Source organism: Paenibacillus sp. FSL H7-0716, assembly GCF_038002705.1.
Classification (GTDB): Bacteria; Bacillota; Bacilli; order Paenibacillales; family Paenibacillaceae; genus Paenibacillus_AQ; species Paenibacillus_AQ odorifer.
Map to the genome: position 1 here is coordinate 38096 of NZ_JBBODA010000037.1, position 16089 is coordinate 54184.

16 protein-coding genes are annotated in these 16089 nt (G+C 49.7%); 4 read left to right on the plus strand and 12 right to left on the minus strand.

Annotated features, from left to right (window positions below; genetic code table 11):
- Positions 1-46: 46 nt before the first annotated feature.
- Genes kdpB through MHH60_RS28400 form a run of 3 tightly spaced genes read left to right on the plus strand, consistent with a single transcriptional unit; the run spans position 47 to position 5134 of the window.
- Positions 47-2071 (plus strand): potassium-transporting ATPase subunit KdpB, encoded by a 2025-nt coding sequence (gene kdpB, locus MHH60_RS28390; protein WP_076119662.1) that lies wholly within the window; start codon positions 47-49, stop codon positions 2069-2071.
- Between the two features lie 27 nt (positions 2072-2098).
- On the plus strand, positions 2099-4387 hold the full coding sequence (locus MHH60_RS28395) for a sensor domain-containing protein (protein WP_076119663.1): 2289 nt from the start codon (positions 2099-2101) through the stop codon (positions 4385-4387).
- 42 nt (positions 4388-4429) lie between these two features.
- Positions 4430-5134 (plus strand): hypothetical protein, encoded by a 705-nt coding sequence (locus MHH60_RS28400; protein WP_076119664.1) that lies wholly within the window; start codon positions 4430-4432, stop codon positions 5132-5134.
- A 196-nt stretch (positions 5135-5330) separates the two neighbouring features.
- Here the strand turns inward: MHH60_RS28400 and MHH60_RS28405 are convergent, their stop codons facing one another.
- From MHH60_RS28405 to MHH60_RS28420, 4 genes are read right to left on the minus strand one after another with little or no spacing between them, the layout of a single operon-like run.
- Positions 5331-7661 (minus strand): VirB4-like conjugal transfer ATPase, CD1110 family, encoded by a 2331-nt coding sequence (locus MHH60_RS28405; protein WP_076119665.1) that lies wholly within the window; start codon positions 7659-7661, stop codon positions 5331-5333.
- Positions 7654-8019, minus strand: coding sequence for a PrgI family protein (locus MHH60_RS28410; RefSeq protein WP_076119666.1), 366 nt, complete (start codon positions 8017-8019; stop codon positions 7654-7656). The genes MHH60_RS28405 and MHH60_RS28410 overlap by 8 nt, the downstream gene beginning before the upstream one ends.
- A 25-nt stretch (positions 8020-8044) precedes the next feature.
- The gene (locus tag MHH60_RS28415; protein WP_076119667.1) at positions 8045-8374 is read right to left on the minus strand and encodes a hypothetical protein; all 330 of its coding nucleotides are present in this window, start codon (positions 8372-8374) and stop codon (positions 8045-8047) included.
- Between the two features lie 24 nt (positions 8375-8398).
- Positions 8399-8584 carry a hypothetical protein gene (locus tag MHH60_RS28420; RefSeq protein WP_076119668.1) on the minus strand — a complete coding sequence of 62 codons (186 nt, stop codon included), beginning with the start codon at positions 8582-8584 and terminating at the stop codon, positions 8399-8401.
- 164 nt (positions 8585-8748) lie between these two features.
- Here MHH60_RS28420 and MHH60_RS28425 point away from each other — a divergent pair, with 164 nt between their 5' ends.
- On the plus strand, positions 8749-9084 hold the full coding sequence (locus MHH60_RS28425) for a helix-turn-helix domain-containing protein (RefSeq protein ID WP_036684668.1): 336 nt from the start codon (positions 8749-8751) through the stop codon (positions 9082-9084).
- A 21-nt stretch (positions 9085-9105) separates the two neighbouring features.
- On the opposite strand, the gene MHH60_RS28430 is transcribed toward MHH60_RS28425, so the two are convergent.
- From MHH60_RS28430 to MHH60_RS28465, 8 genes are all read right to left on the minus strand, one after another.
- Positions 9106-9945 carry a hypothetical protein gene (locus MHH60_RS28430; protein WP_249923549.1) on the minus strand — a complete coding sequence of 280 codons (840 nt, stop codon included), beginning with the start codon at positions 9943-9945 and terminating at the stop codon, positions 9106-9108.
- 67 nt (positions 9946-10012) lie between these two features.
- Complete coding sequence (locus tag MHH60_RS28435; protein WP_069202418.1) at positions 10013-10321, minus strand: glutamyl-tRNA amidotransferase; 309 nt, start codon at positions 10319-10321, stop codon at positions 10013-10015.
- On the minus strand, positions 10318-12087 hold the full coding sequence (locus MHH60_RS28440; RefSeq protein ID WP_076119669.1) for a VirD4-like conjugal transfer protein, CD1115 family: 1770 nt from the start codon (positions 12085-12087) through the stop codon (positions 10318-10320). Before MHH60_RS28440 ends, MHH60_RS28435 begins: the two co-directional genes overlap by 4 nt.
- Positions 12074-12265: a hypothetical protein gene (locus MHH60_RS28445; protein WP_076119670.1), complete on the minus strand. Its 192-nt coding sequence runs from the start codon at positions 12263-12265 to the stop codon at positions 12074-12076. Before MHH60_RS28445 ends, MHH60_RS28440 begins: the two co-directional genes overlap by 14 nt.
- A gap of 40 nt (positions 12266-12305) precedes the next feature.
- A complete protein-coding gene (locus MHH60_RS28450; protein WP_076119671.1) occupies positions 12306-13208 on the minus strand; it encodes a hypothetical protein in 903 nt (300 codons plus the stop codon).
- A complete protein-coding gene (locus tag MHH60_RS28455; RefSeq protein ID WP_076119672.1) occupies positions 13205-14167 on the minus strand; it encodes a PcfB family protein in 963 nt (320 codons plus the stop codon). The genes MHH60_RS28450 and MHH60_RS28455 overlap by 4 nt, the downstream gene beginning before the upstream one ends.
- Positions 14109-15500 (minus strand): relaxase/mobilization nuclease domain-containing protein, encoded by a 1392-nt coding sequence (locus tag MHH60_RS28460; protein WP_076119673.1) that lies wholly within the window; start codon positions 15498-15500, stop codon positions 14109-14111. Before MHH60_RS28460 ends, MHH60_RS28455 begins: the two co-directional genes overlap by 59 nt.
- Before the next feature lie 13 nt (positions 15501-15513).
- Positions 15514-15879 (minus strand): plasmid mobilization protein, encoded by a 366-nt coding sequence (locus tag MHH60_RS28465; protein ID WP_249923550.1) that lies wholly within the window; start codon positions 15877-15879, stop codon positions 15514-15516.
- Positions 15880-16089 lie beyond the last annotated feature (210 nt).

Sequence of the window (16089 nt, forward strand, 5' to 3'; positions counted from 1 at the left end):
CAGCATTCAAAATCGCTAGTGCAACGGACGGAATAAGGTGATCCTCATGAAGCAGGAATGGAGAAATTCATTCAACAGAGCAACGGTTACTCGGGCGCTTATGGAATGTATACGCAAGCTCAATCCGCGGCGGATGATGTGGAATCCGGTTTTATTCGTGCTTGAAACGGTAACCTTGCTGATTCTGCTGATCATTCTTTTTCCTGCCTATTTTGGCAGCACACAGTCGATCGGATTCACCGTCGGGGTGTTTGTTATTTTACTGTTCACCATCCTCTTTGCCAATTTTGCAGAAGCTTTAGCCGAAGGACGGGGAAAGGCGCAAGCAGACAGCCTGATCAAAACAAAAAAAGAGCTGTTCGCGAGGCAGATTCTCAAGGATGGATCCATTCGAGAGGTAGCCGCTGACGAGCTATGTAAAGGAGATATCGTCTGCGTTCAAGCCGGGGAAGTGATTCCCGGAGATGGCGTTATCATAGAAGGCTTGGCCGCAGTTGACGAATCGGCGATTACCGGGGAGTCAGCCCCTCTCATCAAACAGGCGCAGCCGGAGGCAAATTCCGTTACCGGCGGGACGACTGTGGTTAGCGATTGGCTTAAAGTGGAGATCACCTCCGAACCGGGACATTCGTTCCTTGATCGCATGATCTCCTTGATTGAGGGAGCCAAGCGTCAGAAAGCTCCAAACGAAATCGCGCTGAACACGCTTCTGATTGTTTTCACGCTCATTTTTCTGATCGTGGTCGTCACCTTGCATCCACTCGCTTCGTACATTGGTGTTCAACTGGACATAACCACGTTAATCGTCCTGTTTGTATGTCTAATTCCGACGACCATAGGCGGACTTCTATCCGCTATAGGTATTTCCGGGATAGACCGTGTGACCCGATACAACATTTTAGCCAAATCGGGAAAAGCGGTGGAGACGGCGGGTGACATCAATACGATCATTCTCGATAAGACGGGGACGATCACATACGGCAATCGCAGGGCTTCAGAATTCATCCCTTTACCTGGCGCATCTTTACAGGAGCTGATTGAAGTCGCTGTTATTTCATCCATATTCGATCATACGCCTGAAGGAAGTTCCATCCTTGAACTTGCCAAACAACACCATGTGAACAGCGATGTACGGGCATACCAAGGAGAAGCGATGCCGTTTACGGCTGAAGAGCGGATGAGCGGACTCAACTTGAACGGCAACTTTTACCGCAAGGGAGCGGTTAATGCGGTCAAGAGTTATATCATACAGCGAGGCGGAGAAATTCCGAATCAACTTCAGGAGCATAGCGACCGTATTTCCAGACTGGGCGGAACTCCGCTGGCTGTGAGCAAAAACAATCGCATTCTCGGTCTCGTTTATTTAAAAGATACGATTAAACCCGGAATCCGCGAACGCTTGCAAGATCTGCAGCAGATGGGGATTAAGACCATCATGTGTACCGGAGACAATCCGCTTACTGCTGCTACGATTGCCAAGGATGTCGGTATTGACGAATATTACGCCGAGAGCAAGCCGGAAGACAAAATCCGCATTGTCCGTGAGGAACAAGCGCAAGGAAAATTGGTAGCCATGACGGGCGATGGCTTGAACGACGCTCCCGCGCTAGCCCAAGCAGACGTCGGTCTGGCGATGAACAGCGGGACGAATGCAGCTAAAGAAGCCGCCAATATGGTCGATCTGGATTCCGATCCTACAAAGCTTCTCAAGGTCATTTCCATCGGAAAACAGCTTTTGATAACTCGCGGAGCCATTACCACCTTTAGTATCGCAAATGATTTTTCGAAATATTTTGCCATCATTCCTGCGATGTTTGCAGGAGTAATTCCCGAGCTTCAGGTTTTGAACATTATGGATTTACAGTCACCGACCAGTGCCGTTTTGTCCGCTCTGATTTTTAATGCGGTTATCATTCCATTATTAATTCCATTAGCTCTAAGAGGTGTGAAGGTTAAACCGAGGGGAGCGAGCCAGCTATTGTCGCGAAATATTCTGGTTTACGGAGCGGGCGGCGTCATATTCCCCTTCATCGGAATTAAACTGATCGATATGATTTTGAACTTACTTTAGATTCTGTTGAAGTCGAGGTACCCTGCGATGGAGAAGCATGTTGATACGAGAAGAAAAAAAGAAGACACCATTATTTCGGTGCGCATCGTTGCGATCCATATGCTTTTAGCATGTTTGTTGCTGCTCGGCTTCAAATTCGGACTCTCCAGCTTACTTCCAGGCACAGTTGCCATTTTCGCTACGTCCGGCATTCTCTATTTCACCATTCGACGCAATTTGAGCTCCATACGACTACAGGATGCTGCAAATTGGGAGATGGAAGAAAAGAAAATCAAGGCAACGTTGGAAAGCATTCAGGATGGTTACTACGAAGCAGATCCTTCTTGTCATTTGCTTGTATATAATCAATCGCTTGTCGACATTTTGGGTGTTTCCGTGCAAGAAATGGCGGGACGTAAAATGACGGACTTCATGGGCCCGGATGATAAGACGAGACTAAAACAAACGTATCAATGGGTAGCTCATACGGGAACAGCGGTTAACTGCGTTGAATGGGAAGTCGTTCGCAGAGATGGAACACGCAAATCCGTAGAGGGGTCCATCGTGCTGATTCCTGGAACAGAAGATTCGAATCCACTGGGATTCCGGGGAATCATTCGAGATATTACGGAGCGTAAAGATTCCCAAAGGATGCTGGAAGAAAGCCGGCACCGCTACCAATCGTTGTTTGATCATAATCCGGATCTCGTTTGTTCCTTTGACATGGAAGGCAAACTGACGACCATTAATCCTGCTACTGAAGCACTAATAGGCTATTCCTCCAATCAGCTATTGGGAAGAGTCTGTGATCATTTAATCGCCTCTCGAAATATAACCGAATACCTGCGGTACTATGTGCGTGCCAAACGGGGAACCTCGTCGAGCTTTGAACTGCCAATCAGACACAAACGCGGACATGTTGTCGACCTGCAGGTTCGGCTCGTTCCGATCATTATAGATCGAAATAATGTCGGTGTTTATGCTATTGGCAAAGATATCACCGAACACAAGCAGTCGGAAGAAACCATTAATCACATGGCTTATCACGATCCACTTACGGATTTGCCGAATCGAAGACTATTCATGGACCATTTATCTATAGGTTTAGAGCATGCATCACGCAATTTCCACAATCTTGCCGTGATGTTTCTTGATTTGGATCGGTTCAAATATATTAATGATTCTTTAGGCCACTCGTTCGGGGATCGCCTTTTGCAAACCGTTGCCGATCGGTTGAAACAGTGCATGGGTCAAGCAGGAACCATCTCCCGCTTGGGTGGAGACGAGTTCACCATTTTACTCCCCTTCGTTACTAGTGAAAATCTGATTATTGAAAAGGCCTCAGCCATAATAGATGCTATTAATATCCCGATCATAATTGATGGCCATGAATGTTTGGTCACAACCAGTATCGGAATCAGTGTTTATCCTGAAGATGGAAAGGACGTTCAAACGTTAATGATGAACGCGGATTCCGCCATGTACCGGGCTAAGGAGAGCCACCGCAACAGCTATGAATTTTTTAGCCCGGCTATGAGTGCACAAGCAACGGCACGGCTTACTGCGGAGCAGGAGCTCCGAAAAGCTTTGGAACGAAATGAGCTGTTTCTTGTCTACCAGCCTCAATTACACTTTGCATCAGGCCAAGTTACGGGAGCTGAGGCCCTTATAAGATGGCAGCACCCGAAGAGGGGGCTGGTTCCACCGTCGGAATTCATCCCTTTGGCTGAGGAAACAGGTATGATTGTTCCCATAGGCGAATGGGTGCTTCGCACAGCTTGCCGGCAAAATAAGGTGTGGCAGGATGTGGGATATTCTCCTATGCGAGTAGCCGTTAACTTGTCTGTATATCAATTTAATCAAGCCGATATTGTTCAGAAAGTGAAGGAAATCTTGCAGGAGACCAGATTGAATCCACAATGGCTGGAACTCGAACTTACCGAAAGCATTGCGATGCAAAATGCCGAGAGAGTGGTAATGACCTTGGAGGAATTGAAGAACCTGGGTATCCAAATATCTATCGATGATTTCGGTACCGGCTATTCCTCCCTTAGCTATCTTCGCCGATTTCCTGTTGATCGTTTAAAAATCGACAGGTCGTTTGTTAGCGATATTACGGAACGCGAGAATGAGGCGGTGATTGCCGCGTCGATAATTGCGATGGCACATAGCTTGAAGCTTGATGTCATTGCAGAGGGAGTGGAAACCGAAAAGCAATTTGAATTTCTCAAAACCAAGGGATGTCATGTCATGCAAGGCTATTATTTTTGCAAGCCGCTTCCGGCGGAATCATTTTGGCAATCTGTTCGAACACAAAAAGATTATAATGAATCATAGTTCAGCTACAGCTTCAACTAAGTAGAGAACGGAGGAAGAATAGTGAAACAATTAGAATTCGAACAAATGATGTTTAATTCAAAAGAAGTGTCAGCACTTGACCGCTTTTCCGTTGAACATTATACGCCAATTGTGGTAAACGATAAAAGAGTAATCGAAAATATTATATCATACATGATAAATATCCAAGCAATCCTCGCCCGGCACTATCTCTACAAAAGAGCTTTAGGAATTTCTGTTTCAACAGATTCTACATTCTTTATAACTGAGCATACCTGTAAGGAAATAGAAATGCTTAGATCAATTTTTGACGAAGTGTTCATTATCAGCAGATCCGATGGTACTCTCGTTAACGTTCAAGTCAGTCGTGTAAATGATTTAGCCTATGAGGTATTTTTGGATATGATATCATACAAGCAAATTAATGAACAAGTACAGCACTTAACTCTTGAAAGAACTTTCACTCAGGATTTTTGTCGTAAAGCTTACTTTGAAATTGAGAAAAGTACAAGATTCCCCGTCAATAGTGAGTATTTCGACTACCTAATAAAAGGTACTACCTTATCGAGCTTCATTAATCCGCTATTTGTCGATGTAAGCGGCTTTCGTCTGGAAGAGATTGAACAAAACGATGTCGTACAGCAGCTCGCATCACGGGTGAAGCATTTATATTTATTAGTTTTTGAAAACAACTCGGATGAGACGCCAAAATCCTTTTACAGTAAACAATTAAGATGGTGCCTTTAGAGAAATATATTCATTTGTTTTATTTGATTATATTCTTGATTCTTGAGAATTGTTTATGAATTCTTACGTGTCGTGCCATAAGTTGAACAGTGCTAGTTCTGTTATTCAGGTTCTGAGCGAATAGGAGCCTTTGAAAAGTTAAAAACAGTAAGCGGTTGATCCTCGTTGCGATCAGCCGCTTACCGCTGTTCTACGATTACTCCCCAGGCTTCGTCGTCATCAGACGATAGAGTTTCGTGTGCCGCGGGAACTTGTCGGTAAACGGTACGAGAGAGCTGCCGACCTTTATCAGACCATTCCCCGCGTCAACATTCGTAATATAGGACAGTTGCAGGTCCGAAATGTTGAGCAACTCGGCAAGCTCAATCCGGTCGGTACTGGCCTGATTCAGCATGACGATGAATTCACTGTTTGCAAGCATGGTGCGGGCTGTATGACTTTGCAGCAGATCGTCCACATTTTGCGTAATCCCTGTGCAAAAAGCGCCATACTTTCGGACGCGCTTCCAAAGCGTGAAAAGAAAGTTGGCGCTGTATTCGTGCTGGAACAGAAGGTAGATTTCATCAATAAAGATAAACGTATTCTTGCCTCTAGCGCGATTTTGCGTAATCCGATTCAAGATGTTGTCGAGTACGACCAGCATGCCGATGGGGAGAAGCTGCTTGCCCAAGTCGAGAATATCGTAGCAAATGAGCCGATTATGGACGTTGACGTTGGTCGATTGGGCGAACGTATTCAGACTGCCGGAAGTAAATAATTCAATGGCCAGCGCGATGTCCTGCGCCTCCGGTTCTGGTTGTTTGAGCAGCTCCGCATGAAAATTCTGCAATGTCGGCGGCTGTCCCTTATAGTTGCTCTGCAAATACTTGCGGTACACTGCGGCGGTACAGCGATCGATGAGCGACTTCTCCTTGGCTCCAAGCTGATGTCCTCCAATCAACTGCTCGCACAACGATAGTACGAATTCCGATTTAAGAATGATCGGATTGGCTCCGTCGCCATAATCCCGGTTCATATCCATCGCATTGATATGGTTCGACGAAGTAGCAGATATGTGAATCGTCTCGCCACCTAGCGTATTTACAAGAGCAGAATACTCCCGCTCCGGGTCAATCAGGATAATGTCGTCATCGCTCGCCAGTATATGGTTGACGATTTCTCGCTTTGCGGTGAAGCTCTTGCCGGAACCAGATACGCCGAGAATGAAACTATTTCCGTTCAGCAATTGCTTGCGATTGGCGACGATCATATTTTTGCTGATGACGTTCTGCCCGTAATAAATGCCGTCTGGATGCATGATCTCCTGTGCGCTAAACGGGATAAAGACCGCCGTGCTTTCGGTCGTGAGCGTCCGCAAAGCATGAACCTTTCGCAGCCCATACGGCAGCACCGTATTCAAACCGTCCATTTGCTGATAGGAGAGCGTAGAAAACTGGCACAAATGCTTGCGGGCCGTAGTGAGCAATGTCTCCGTATCGCTATCGAGTTGTTCTTTGCTGTCCGCGACATGCACCATCGTAAGTAGTCCGAACATCATCCGCTGGTCGCGTGTGGTCAGGTCGCTAAGAAATTCCTTGCTTTCTTTGCGCTGCTGCTCCATGTCGTAAGGGATGACAGCAGAAAAGTTGTTGTTGCGATTTTGCCGCCGTTGCCAATTCGTAATGTTCGTTTCCACACCGAGCAGTCGATTCTCCACTTCGCGGACAGCTTCGTCGGTCGGAATCGGGATCACATCGAGCGATAGAAGCAAGTTGCGGTTCAAGTCGCACAGTTCAGCTACCATGCTGTCCTTGATGTAGCTGGCGTAATCACGCAGAAAGATGACCCGACCGTAATATTCGCCCATCCGAAAATGATCTTTGGCAAACTCGAAGCTGTCCGGGCAAATGTAATCCTTGAAATCGTGACCCTTGCGCATCATCTCCTGCATGTCGAAGCGAAAATCGGCTTCCTCGCCAATCCGGAAGAAGTCATGCAGAATGCGCAGGCGGTCAGTCGCATCAAGCTCGGTACATTTCGAGCCGAGACGAGAGAAATGCGCCGTCAACTCCGTGCCGACCCGCGCGAAGTAATGGCGAGCTTCATCCACATTCTTTTTAACCACGGAGATGGTGATGTATTTCTCTTGAATCGTCCCATTTGTGTTGCCATCAGTCGCTTTACCAAGCAACATGTCGTTGTACTCCTGCCGATACACATCCAGCCCGTCGTGCTGGAGCGGAATAAGAATGGAACGTTCTACATCTGCCTGATTCAGCCGCCGATTGTGAATCGTAATCTTCGTCGTTGCGCCGCTGTCAAACGAATTAAGCAATTCGGAGTAGGAAAGGAACATCGTCTCCTTGTCCTCTCTCGATGCGACAGCGTAATTTATGTCCGCGAAACGGAACGACTTCGCGAACTTGTTGCCGACAGCAAAAATCCCGTCCGGCCAGATGGCGCGGATCGGGATCGCTTGTTGTACGCTTTTGGGAATGACAGACCGCTCCTTGTCCTGCTTCATGGTGCGCCTGAGCGTCTTAATCATCGCGCTTCATCCTTTCTTGCTCACGCTTGTGGAGGCTTCCTTTCAGCGCTTCGTAGTATATGTTGGTCGAGCGAAAGACAAGCCGTCTTGGCATCAGAAACTCCGACTTCACATACGCCCACAATAGTTGCTCCGCCGTCATACCGTGATAGCGGATAAACCCGAGCGCGGCGCAGGGAGCTGCCCCTAATATGCACATCCAACTGAGCGTTTCCAGTCCGAAATGACTGCGCAGCCCGAAATACAGTCCAATCGCCGCAGCGACCGCCAGAATAGAAAAAAAGAACTGCCGCAAGGACAGTCCGAAGAACAAGCTTTCCGTATAATCCCGGATTTCCCGGTTGATTTTCACTTCCACTTTTTATCCCTCCCGGATGAGCAGTCTACGCCTCAGGCTCGTTGCGTTCAGGTTTGAACAGTGTGTCGTCATCAAATGGCACAGGATTGCTCAATAGTTCCACAGCAAGCTGAAAGCCATCCTTCATCCCTTGCAAATATAACCACTCATTGATAATCGATTGTTTAAAATGATGTCTGTCCTCCCAAGCTTCAAATTCAGGCATGCGACCAATATCCATACCAACAAACAAGACTTGAAAAGCCTTCTTTTCTTCAGCACGAACACGCTTGAGATCAGGATGATGCTCGAATCGTGCAGAAACGTAGTCCAATCGACCTTGAATAGCTGTTCGAAACCACGGTGGAATTTCCATTACCTGCTTCCCCCCACAACTCTTTTACCTTACCTGCTGCTTCTGCTTGGCTTTCATGTGATGATAGCAGGCTACTAGCTGATCGACCTTCTGACTTTGCTCTTGAAATGCTTGATGGCCGGATAAAGAAATGGATTGCTTTATTAACTGTTCACCAAGCGTATTCAGCTTTCGCCGCTCCTCTTCCAGTTCTCTTAACAATTCGTTCATTTATCCATCCTCCCGTTTTTATTGTGAGAGCCGACATTTTTGAATGAAACACGGTGTATGTTAGAAGACTACTTCGATGGTAAGTTTTAACCTCATTTATGTCAATTGTGTACTCCTCCATAATGGGAGTTATAAACTCAACCCCTGTAAAGAGGTGACGCTTGATGATTGGTTACGATAAAAAGAAGGTGGGGCAACGCATTCGGAAGCAACGAGAGGCTTTGGAAATTTCTCGTGAACAACTGGCTGAACGAGTTGGACGGGTCCCAAGATTTTGCGCCGATATTGAACGAGGTAAAGCCGGGATGTCCATTGAAACGATGTTCAGTATTTGCAATTTGCTCAAGCTTTCTCCTAATGAATTGCTCCTTGGTCAAGAGGAGAGCGCCACACCTTACGATGAAACGGCATTGATTATGGCTGCGCTCAATCAATGCACAGAGAAGCAGCGCAAGGATGCTCTGGCGCTATTGAAGCTATTTTTGACCGCAATCCGATAACACCCATCATTCACAAGGTGGTTACAGTCCCATCATTTCGCGCACGATGCGATCTGCCATTTTTACCGTACCGACAAGAACGAGCATGTTGAAAATGAGTTCCCCAATATACGTCCACACCATCGTAACCGCGCCCGCACTAGCATCGACGGCTGGGGGAGCGGTGGCAAAAGCGGAATAGATGATACAAGCCAGTACAATAATCGCGCCTTCGAGACAAGCCGCCGCGTATCCTTTCAGGAACGACTTGCCAATATTTTGGCTTGGCTCCCCCGCAAATGCGGACAGCGGAACGGGGGCTATTGCCGTATACAAATAGATACGGAAAAAGCGCCCGTACACCGAAAGGATCATCACAAAGGATAGCACCGTAATGAACAAACTGCCGAGAATGGTGACGATCCACAGCGGAATGCTTTGCCAGAAGCCAACGTCTTCAATCGCTTGCGCTACCGTATCCGGCAAGGCCATAGCCTCTGTCGTTCCAAACCCGGAGCGTCCCATCATCGTTGAGATGATCCCCTGTACAATCGTAAAGAGAGCCATCATCAACTCCAGACCATAGGTTACGACCGCCTTGGCGAGCACAAAGCGGATAAACAGCTTGACGGCCATCTCCGGCCTTTTCACTTCCGCAAAACTGCCGGTCGACTTCACCACGCCAATCACAAAAAACAAGACCAGAAGCGCCAGTCCCGTCGCCTGCAACGCACCGTGAATATCTGTGATGACACGCCAAACGCCCCCACCCTTAAAATCCGCTGGCGATTGCGTAACGAGGCTCCAGATTTCATTCATCTTATCGTTCCAGGTATCCAAGGCATTTTCGAGGTTGTCGATCACCCAACTGTTTTTTGACACATGCTCACCCCTTCCGTAAACGGGGAACAGACGAAACGTCCGCCCCCCTTCATGCAAAGCTTCAGGCTCATCCGGCAATCAGGGTAAGAATTTCCTTCGTAAACGTAATAATGACCCCTCCGGCGAGCGTCAGAAACCCGTTTGCGCGCTGAGAAGGGTCATGGGATTTTAGCGACAATCCAATTTGAACAATGCCGAAACCGAGAATAATCATGCCAATCGCACGGATTAAACCGAAGATAAAAGTAGACAGGTTGTTGACTGTCGTCATCGGATCGCCCTCTGCATAAGCAGTGGAGACGAATACAGTTCCCGTTAAGATCAGCACGATGTACAGGGCCAGCAGCCGTTTCGTTTTCATTTTCAAGTTCATCATTCCCTTCGTAAAAATAACGACTCTACTTCTTCCTCCGAAAGAAGTTCATAATCCCCGTCTGCATGAAGGAACACGGATTGCCAGTCCAAAGCGTGTTCCGTGCCGCCATGCTGATAGGGAAGACCATTACCATCCGTCGTGAGCGAGACATGAGGATGCCTGAGCAAATCATATTTGTCGTCCTGGACTGGATGTTCGCCACGGATAAAGAGCAGGCAAAAGCGGTTATCCAGCAACCTCACCTCGTCTGGTGTGAGCAATTCGCGGCCTGATTGCTGGTAGTTGATCGAGTAGCTGCCGTTTCTCCCCTTGCTCTGGCCGTAGGTATTGGTATCAATCGTTTCCTTGCCCAGCAGCTCCGAGACGTATTTGTGGGTAGACTGTTCGTTGCCGCCCAAGTACAAAAATTCGTCGCAGTTGCCCACAATCGATTCCCACGCATCCTTGTACAGCGCCTTGAGTTGCGCTAAATTTTGCAAAATGATAGAAACGGAAATTTCACGGCTGCGCATCGTGGAGAGCAGCTTGTCAAATTCGTCGGGAAGCGCTACATTGGCGAACTCGTCCATCACAAAGTGAACATGAACCGGGAGACGTCCGCCGTGCCGATAGTCCGCTTCGTACATCAAACATTGAAAAAGCTGTGTGTAGAGCATGCCTACAATAAAATTGAAGCTGCTGTCGTTATCGGGAATGACGGCAAACAACGCCGTCTTCTTCTCCCCCATAACGGGCAATTCCATTTCATCGACCAAGCTCATCCCCGCAATCGTATGCAAGTTGAACTTCTCCAACCGAACGCCGAGGCCAATCAAAATGGACTTGGCCGTCTTGCCCGCCGCCAGCTTGAAAATGTTGTACTGCTTGACGGCAAGGTGTTCCGGATCGCGCATGGCCAGCCGCTCGAACAGTTCATCAAGTGGACTTTGGTACGTTTCGTCCTCCTCCCGCACCTCAGCAGCAGCGATCATATCCATCACCATCGGAAAGTTCTGCTCTTCCGGCGGCGCTTCATACAGGAGGTACAGCACGAGCGCTTCCAGCAAGGCGGTCTCGGATCGCTCCCAAAAGGGATCGTTGGTATTACTGCCCTTCGGTGTCGTATTGCGGATCAGATTGGTGACCAGCTTGAGAACATCCTTGTCGTCTTGCAAATAGGCGAATGGATTGTAGCCATGCGAACGGTGTGGATTGATGAGATCCAGCACCTTGATGTCATAGCCTTCGGACTTGAGCAGATGCCCGGTATCGCGCAAAATTTCGCCCTTGGGATCGAGCACGACAAAGGACGTATGCGCCTGCATGACGTTCGGCTTGGCGTAAAACCTCGTTTTGCCGGACCCGGAACCGCCGACTACAAGAACATTCAGGTTCCGGCGATGCTTGCGGCCATCCAGGCCGATGCGTACCTGCTGCGTCAGAATTTTGTTTTGTTCCGGTTGCTTGTCGCGATACTTGGCATTTATCCGTCCGGCCTTGCCCCATCGTGCGCTGCCATGCTCTTCGCGCCGCCGATAGTTGCGTGGGGACGCCAAGTAGATGCCGACCGAAATCCCATAAATCAACGTGAACAGCAACAAGCTTCGTGGCGTATCCTCGACCCATTGAATCTGGAAGGGATTGTTAATCGCCTCGCTGAGATACAGCAGAAGTGCCGGTAATCCCTTTGACAAAGCGGGGGCGGCAAGCAGCGCCGCCCACACGACCGGAATAAAAAAAAACGCAAAGAGTAAAAGATTACTCCTTGCGGTTTCAGCGCGCCGCATGATGACTCCGGCGCTTTATTTTTTGATAGGGAGCGTCAATCGCTTTGAGCAGTAAATCGTCAACAGGATCGGTCGGCCGCTGCTGGCCCATCAAGTCGTTGCGGAGCGCATTCAAGGCGTTGATGACAATGCCATGCTCGTAATGATCCATTCTCAGGATGCGTTCTTCCTCTTTCATCGCCACTCCTCCCAACAGAAAAATGAAAAGCATGCCACGACTAGCGGGTGGAATCGCTGCGATTCGGTTGCTGCTGTCGCTGCTGGGCCAGCATACGGTGCATACGACGGGAAATGTCGTGTGCCGCATCCTTCATCACCGTCAGCTCGGCGCGAATATGCTGCGGCTCCAACTCCTTGAGCCGTTCGTGAACCCGGCCGAAGCGGAAAGAAGCCGTCTCGACGCCGAACTTTTTGCAAAGCATATACGCAGCGCAATAAGCTTGGAAATTGTAATGGGAGCGGCTGTAGTCGTTATGGCCGCGATCAATCTCCGCATGCGCCAACTCCTGTGCGAGCGCCCGAAAAATGTCACTGGCCCCAAGCCCGCGACGTATCACGATGTTTCGCGTATCCGGCTGATAAAGCGCATGCACTTCCGCAGGCAAGGCATCTCCAATCGTAATCGCAACAGGTGAGCGGTCCATCAATGCCTTGATGCGCGTGCGGTCATCCGGGTAGATCGGCGATTCCTTTTTCGGTGCGGTTGTTTGCGCAACATCGAACATCTTCTTGGGGTTGTAGCTGATTGCGGTACTCCCATCTTCTCGCTTGTATTCCTCGCCTGGCTCCAAGATGTAAAATCCGGATTCCTTGCGACGGATATAGACGCCTTGTTCTTTCCAGCTATCAAAATCAGCAATGCGAGTGGCATCCGGGCGCTGCGCGAAAATAAGCAGCGCATTCGCGACGCTGTAGAGATCAAAACGGCTTTGTACGTCCAGATAATGCTGAAATTGTTCGCCGTTTTGCGCAATGGCGGCTGTGGCAGTATCAATCGTCTCATACGTCCACTGCCGCAGTTCTTGCTTTTTTTGCGCCCACGCTTCTTTGTCGAACGGCTGCTCACGCTGACCGGAGGCCGTCGTGACTTGGGGCTGGAATAACTCGTCCAGTTCGCTCATTTCGATTTCCCTCGCTTTCGACTCCCGGCCATCGGAACGGATGCTTTGCTGCCGGACGCCGAATTCCCGCGATCTCTGCGCTTAGGCAACGACGGTTCCTGCACCTGCTGCCGCCGTCTGCTCTCTGCCGCCCGGTTTTCCTCCCGAATTTCACGCAGCAATTGGCGGACGGACACTTTTTCCTTCGGCTTTTCAGGGTCAATCGTAACCCTTTCGTATGCCTCGCTGCGCTCGGAGGTAGGCGCGGACGGAGAGGATGGTTCCGTTGTCCTCTCCTCCTGTGTCGGCGGGAGGGGAAGCGGACGCTCCGGTTCCGTTCGCTCGACCTCCCACGCCTCGGCCGCCGGTTGATCGGTTCCCTGCTGCTCGTTTACCGGCTGCACCTCCGCCGCCGGCTCGGGCTTTCCCAACAGATCGTCCAAAAAATCTTCGCTCACTGCCGCTCCCTCATTTGAAGCTGGCGACTCGTTGGCTCCTTCTTCGGGTGTCCCGGCATGTTGCTCCGGTGGTTGCGCCGCCCCTTCACGCTCGACCGACTGCTTCTCGCTGCGGGATTTCACAATCTCCTGCTTGATGCTGGCCGTATCTACGGTCGCCAGCTTGAAGCGTTCAACGATTCGGTTGATCTTGGACGCATCCTCGGCCCGTACCATGACGTCGCAAAGCCCGTCCACATTTTTCTTGTCACGCAGCGCGCAATAGAGGACACCATACCGCTTCGCTTCTTTGCAAAACGTCGGCAAGTCTTCATTTCGTACTGCAAATACCTTCAGTTCCTTACCGCTGCGCAGCAAGCTTTCCAAACGAATGCGGCCTCTTGTTCGTTTTTGCCCTTGCAGGGCGGCGAACAAATAAACGGCCAGATGCTTCGCGCCTTCGCCGGAAATTTTCGCCATGACCTCAATGCCACGAAGACTCATGCTGACGACCTGATCGGCCGCCTCGGTTCCGCTGCTCATGGACATTGGCCTCCCTTCGTGTCGATTGGTCTTCCTCGTTACGTTGCAGCTTGTTTGCCAGTTCGTCGGATCGGGTAAGAACGCCCGTACAAAGTCTCACCTCCTTTCGGAGCTTCGCAAGCTGACGGGAAAGTTCGGCAATTTGCGATTTATACGACTCGATTTGCTCGGGAAGCTGACAGCGGCGAAGCCGGTTGTACAGCATTTTGCGGGAGCCGTATCCTTGTCGCAATTCCGTTTGCAGCCCGTCAAGATAATCCGTCAATTGATCCGTATTGAAAATTCGATGACGGCATAACAGCTTGGTTTGCTCCGTGATGGCCGTCAGATATCGTAAGTCTTCGCGCAATAAAAAAGACGTCCGTTTGAGGGACGCGCGGGAATGAGGCAGAATCCCCATCTTGAATAAGTACCGCAGATACAAGGCTTGCAGACCGCTAAATCTACGTCCGATATGCAGGGTACTGCGAACGATGACGGCTCGTCTGCGCCGCGGCAACGGCATCGGTGGCTGACGCTGCGGTAACTGGTTTTGCAGAATACGCTCTTTTATCGCATGCTCCGTGTAATCGTCGCCAAGACTGCGCAATCGAACAAACCGCTCTTTGCCCGGCGGGCGTACCGCCAAATGCTTGACGTTCGACTTCATTTCATAACCCTGCTTCTGAAGGATCGCGAAAAATTGCGTCATGGTCATGGCAGCGGCGATAGCGGCGTTGATGTCCTCGCGTATCAAGCCGCGCCAAGTCGGCTTGCTTTCCTGTTCCGCTCGCCACTCACCGTAATGCTTGGCCTTACCCGGTTCCGGCTGCTCGATGACCGATAAGGCATGCTCCCGGCAAAGTCGATCGGATGTTTGCCGCATCAGCGCGTAAGAGGCTTTGTTATCGTAGTAGCGTTTACCGTTCAGGAACGACACCGCATTAAGTACGAAATGATTGTGCAAGTGCTCCTTGTCCAAATGGGTTGATACAACGACTTCAAAGCGCTCCCCCCATAGCTCCTGCGCCAGTTTGATGCCAATGGCATGTGCCACCTCCGGCGTCGTTTCGCCCGGTGCAAACGCCTGATACCCGTGAAAAGCCACAATGCCATCAGTCTTTTGAAATTGTCGTTTGGTTCGCTGCATTTGCTCGTAAGCGGTAAGCGGATCGCAATTGATCCCGCTCACGTAAAGCTGTTTTTCCGTTTTGGCATCCGCGCTGGTATAAGCGAGCACCTGCTGTAAATCATCATGCGCTACACGCGCTTGATCGGTCTTATCAGGATTGGTGGCGTAATCCAGCACACGCTTGAGGCGGTCGGTAACGTCCCATATTGCGGTTGTCGCCATGTGCGCTGTCCCCTTACGGTGGATGTACGTTAGAATTTCCTTGTAGCTCGTTTCTCGGTTCCGGTGCGGTCACGGCTTGTTGAATCTGCTGGACGGCGCGGCGCAAGTGGTCTGCTTCCTGCTGAAAAGCCGCTCGATCCAGATGACCTGTCGCATGGGCCTTCGCTGCGAATTGGTTAAGGTTATTGCCGATGGCGTGAAGCTCGCGCATCATAGCGAAATAGTCCGTTGGCGGCATCGCCTTCGGGACATATCCATTAATCAGGGATCGAATATAACCTTCCTGTGAAAGTCCCGATGTCTTCGCACTCGCTTGAAGCTTTGCGTTTTCATCATGGTTCACCCATACCTGAATGCGAATCGCTCGTCTTCTCATCATGTTCACTCCTTCTTCAAAGGACATGGCTCGCACGAAATAGCTGAATGGTTTCTGCTGTTTCTGAAAGATACCGATCATTTTTGAAACCTATATTCTTATTAAAAGAGCGTGTAGCTGAGGCAGGGGTATTAGGGGCTTGCCCCTAACAAGCGAATTTGGGAGACCAAATTCAGTGCTTGCTGCAACGCGAGACGAGACATTCGTCTCGTC